The sequence below is a fragment of the Microbacterium sp. BF1 genome, assembly GCF_019279095.1.
Classification (GTDB): Bacteria; Actinomycetota; Actinomycetes; order Actinomycetales; family Microbacteriaceae; genus Microbacterium; species Microbacterium maritypicum.
This window is the reverse complement of the sequence record NZ_JAGYWT010000259.1, coordinates 1-3,477: the sequence shown is the minus strand read 5'-3', so window position 1 is coordinate 3,477 and position 3,477 is coordinate 1. Positions and strand designations below refer to the sequence as shown.

General features: G+C 67.0%; 1 protein-coding gene and 4 pseudogenes. 4 read left to right on the top strand and 1 reads right to left on the bottom strand.

Annotation, left to right across the window (positions count from 1 at the left end; genetic code table 11):
* The 4 genes and pseudogenes from KZA10_RS10020 to carB form a co-directional block, all read left to right on the top strand.
* Positions 1-478, top strand: a pseudogene (locus tag KZA10_RS10020) (multifunctional nuclease/2',3'-cyclic-nucleotide 2'-phosphodiesterase/5'-nucleotidase/3'-nucleotidase); the annotation flags it as partial.
* A gap of 141 nt (positions 479-619) precedes the next feature.
* The gene (locus KZA10_RS10015; RefSeq protein WP_055870449.1) at positions 620-1,132 is read left to right on the top strand and encodes a DUF3817 domain-containing protein; all 513 of its coding nucleotides are present in this window, start codon (positions 620-622) and stop codon (positions 1,130-1,132) included.
* Positions 1,129-2,484, top strand: a pseudogene (gene guaA / locus KZA10_RS10010) (glutamine-hydrolyzing GMP synthase); the annotation flags it as partial. The gene KZA10_RS10015 and the pseudogene guaA, both read left to right, overlap by 4 nt.
* A pseudogene (gene carB / locus KZA10_RS10005) lies at positions 2,460-2,807 on the top strand (carbamoyl phosphate synthase large subunit); the annotation flags it as partial. The pseudogenes guaA and carB, both read left to right, overlap by 25 nt.
* A gap of 2 nt (positions 2,808-2,809) precedes the next feature.
* Here carB and KZA10_RS10000 read toward each other — a convergent pair.
* A pseudogene (locus KZA10_RS10000) lies at positions 2,810-3,391 on the bottom strand (FAD-linked oxidase C-terminal domain-containing protein); the annotation flags it as partial.
* Positions 3,392-3,477 lie beyond the last annotated feature (86 nt).

Genomic DNA, 3,477 nt, shown 5'->3' with positions numbered 1-3,477 from the left:
CGACACCACCGACGAGGGCGGGCGCGCCAGCCTGACCTTCACGGTGCCGTCCGGCGTGTTCGGTGAGCAGGTGCTCACCGTCGCCGTCGCCGGTACCGGAACCACGGTGCAGGTGCCGTTCACGATCGCCGGCGAAGAGGAGTTCGCGGGAACGATCGCGCTCGGCTCGTCCAAGGTGACCGCGGGCAAGAACCTCAAGGTCACCGGGGAGGGCTACGCGCCCGGCGAGACCGTGAGCATCGAGCTGCGTCCGAAGAAGGGCAAGCCGGTGCAGGTCGGCACGGTCCAGGTGCGCGCAGACGGCACGTTCAGCACCTCGGTCACCGTTCCCAAGAGCGCCCCGTCGGGCAAGTATACCGTCGCGGCGTCGCAGGCCGACGGAGACGCGGCCACAGCCACCGTCACCGTCAACCGCGCCGGAGGCATCATCGGTGCGATCCTCGACTGGCTCTGGGAACTGCTGACCCGGTGGTTCTGATCCGGGAAGAGCGGAACTGATCCGGTAACCGGATGACACGGACGAAGGCCGTCGGGTGCGAACCCGGCGGCCTTCGTCGTCTCCTCTCCGATGCGCCGGCGACCGGATTCGACACGATTTCCCGACGGCTAGACTGGAGGCATGCCCGAACCGAAAGTCGCCAGCTTTCCGGCGATCCGCGGTGCGCTGAAGTTCTACCAGATCGCGTCGATCATCACAGGAGTCATGCTGCTCCTGCTGCTCGCCGAGATGGTGCTGAAGTACACGCCGATCCACCTCGAGCTCTTCCTCGGAGGCTCCGGGGGGCCGCTCTGGTTCGCCGGCGTCCTGGCCGGGCCCGACTGCCAGTGGTGGTCGCTCTTCGCCCCGTGGACGAACTCGTGCGAGATGACCTCGCTCGGCGACGGGTTCAACGTGTCGCTGTTCATCCTCGTGGCGCACGGCTGGTTCTACGTCGTGTACCTGTTCTCGTGCTTCCGCATGTGGAGCCTGATGCGCTGGCCGTTCCCGCGCTTCATCCTGCTCGCGCTCGGCGGTGTCATCCCGCTGCTGTCGTTCTTCATGGAGGCGATCGTCGCCCGTGAAGTGAAGACCTATCTCGCCACCAGGGAGTCCGCAGAGACTTCCGCCCCCGCCCCGGAAGGTGTCCGTTGACCGAACAGTCCGAGACCCAGCAGCGCCCTGCGCTCGTCGTCGACTTCGGCGCGCAGTACGCGCAGCTGATCGCCCGTCGCGTCCGCGAGGCGGGTGTCTACAGCGAGATCGTGCCGCACACCGCCACGGCCGAGGAGATCGCCGCCAAGAACCCGGTCGCGATCATCCTCTCCGGTGGTCCTTCGTCGGTGTACGAAGAGGGTGCTCCGCGCCTGGACCCGGCGGTCTTCGACCTCGGTGTGCCGACCCTCGGCATCTGCTACGGCTTCCAGTACATGGCCCAGACTCTCGGCGGAGAGGTCGCGAACACCGGCCTGCGTGAGTACGGGGCGACGGATGCCGTGATCACGGGTGACGGCGGAACACTGCTGGGCGGCCAGCCCGCGCAGCAGAACGTCTGGATGAGCCACGGCGACCAGGTCGCCAAGGCCCCGGAGGGCTTCGACGTGCTCGCGACGACGGATGCGACCAAGGTCGCGGCGTTCGCGAACGAGGAGCGCGGCTTCTACGGCGTGCAGTGGCACCCCGAGGTCAAGCACTCCGACCACGGCCAGCGCGTGCTCGAGAACTTCCTGCACAAGGGTGCGGGCCTCGCCTCCGACTGGAACAGCGGCAACGTGATCGCCGAGCAGATCGAGCGCATCCGCGAGCAGGTCGGCGACGCTCGCGTGATCTCGGCCCTCTCCGGAGGTGTCGACTCCGCCGTCTCCACGGCCCTCGTGCACAAGGCGATCGGCGACCAGCTCACGGCGGTCTTCGTCGACCACGGGCTGCTCCGCAAGGGCGAGCGCGAGCAGGTCGAGAAGGACTACGTGGAGTCCACCGGTGTGCGACTGATCACGGTCGACGCGGCCGACATCTTCCTCGGCCACCTCCAGGGGGTGACCGACCCCGAGGAGAAGCGCAAGATCATCGGACGCGAGTTCATCCGCGCGTTCGAGAAGGTGCAGCTCGACCTCGTCGCCGAGGCCAAGGCCTCGGGCGGCGCCCCGGTGAAGTTCCTCGTGCAGGGCACCCTCTACCCCGACGTCGTGGAGTCCGGCGGCGGTGCGGGTACCGCGAACATCAAGTCGCACCACAACGTGGGCGGTCTTCCCGACGACCTCGACTTCGAGCTGATCGAACCGCTGCGCGCCCTGTTCAAGGACGAGGTGCGTGCGATCGGTCGCGAGCTCGGCATCCCCGAGGCGATCGTCGGACGTCAGCCGTTTCCGGGGCCCGGTCTCGGTATCCGGATCATCGGTGAGGTCACCGCTGACCGTCTCGAGATTCTGCGTGAGGCCGACGCCATCGCCCGCGAGGAGCTGACGAAGGCCGGTCTCGACCAGGAGATCTGGCTCGCTCCACCGGTGAGGTCATGGGCATCGACCGCGACTTCCCGACAGCGTTCGCGAAGAGCCAGGCGGCGGCCTATGGCGGCATGCCCACGTCGGGAACCGTGTTCATCTCGGTCGCCGACTCGGACAAGCGTGCGGTCATCCTGCCCGCGCACCGCCTGCAGCAGCTCGGCTTCACGATCGTCGCGACCGAGGGTACAGCCGAGATCCTCTCGCGCAACGGCATCGCCGTCACGGTCGTCGAGAAGTACAGTGCGACGCAGGAGTCCGGGGCCAAGAACATCGTCGACCTCATCAACGAGGGCGCGATCGACATCGTCGTGAACACTCCGTCCGGCGTGCGGCGGATCACGATGCGCTGCCGCGGCGTGAGGGTGATGCTCTTGCTCGGACAGGTCGGCTCGCAGTAGCCGCATTCGACGCAGCGGTCGACTTCCTTCTCGACCGTCGGCACCCGCTTCAGGTCGTGCAGGTACGAATCGGGGTCATCGGAGAGGACCACTCCGGGGTTCAGGATGCGGTCGGGGTCGAGCAGATGCTTGATCTCCCACATCATGTCGGTGAGTTCGTCACCGTACTGGCGTCGCACGAACGGCGCCATGATGCGTCCGGTGCCGTGCTCGGCCTTCAGGGATCCCTGCTGGGAGAGCACGAGGTCGACCAGGTCGTCGGTGAAGCGCCGGTAGCGCGCGACGCTGTCGGGATCGTCGAAGCGCTCGTTGAGCAGGAAATGGATGTTGCCGTCCTTGGCATGCCCGAAGATCACCGAGCCCTCGTAGCCGTGCGCGGCGAACAGCTCGATCAGGCGCTCGCAGGTGTGCAGAAGTCGTGGCACCGGCACCACGATGTCCTCCAGAAGCGCGGTCGTGCCGGAGGGACGCGCACCCGCCACAGCGGTGTAGAGGCCTTTTCGCACATGTTGGGTGGTGCCGGTTTTTGCTGTCCGTGTTGGTACGTTCTGCGGACTGTTTGCGGACTACGGGTTGTCGCGGAGGCCAAGGGGGTGCG

Coding starts and splice junctions, on each gene's coding strand:
- KZA10_RS10015 (WP_055870449.1), top strand. CDS start 620: ATGCCCGAACCGAAAGTCGCCAGCTTTCCGGCGATCCGCGGTGCGCTG.